Below are 250 nucleotides of genomic sequence, written 5' to 3'. Positions count from 1 at the left end.
CGAGATGGCCATCAGCGAGTCGATGCCACTGGCTTCGAAGCCATCCAGCAGGCTGACCAGCAGCGTCAGGCCCAGGGTCCAGGCGAACACGCGCGGCGCATCGTGCAGGCGCGGACGCAGGTAGGACAGCAGCGTCAGCACCAGCACCAGCGGATAGAGCGTCACCAGTACCGGAATCGAGACACTGATCAGGGTCGAGAGGCCCAGATTGGCGATCAACGCCGAGGCCACGGCCATCACGATCACCAGC

General features: G+C 64.8%; 1 protein-coding gene. It reads right to left on the bottom strand.

Annotation, left to right across the window (positions count from 1 at the left end; translation table 11 throughout):
* Positions 1-250: branched-chain amino acid transport system II carrier protein (locus R0J88_RS22120; RefSeq protein WP_410901190.1), on the bottom strand; the 250-nt coding region annotated here is incomplete at both ends.

This window comes from Pseudoalteromonas sp. SIMBA_162 (assembly GCF_046535955.1).
In the GTDB taxonomy this organism is placed as follows: Bacteria; Pseudomonadota; Gammaproteobacteria; order Enterobacterales; family Alteromonadaceae; genus Pseudoalteromonas; species Pseudoalteromonas marina.
The sequence above is the reverse complement of the archived record's forward strand: the minus strand, read 5'-3'. Positions and strand labels throughout refer to the sequence as shown.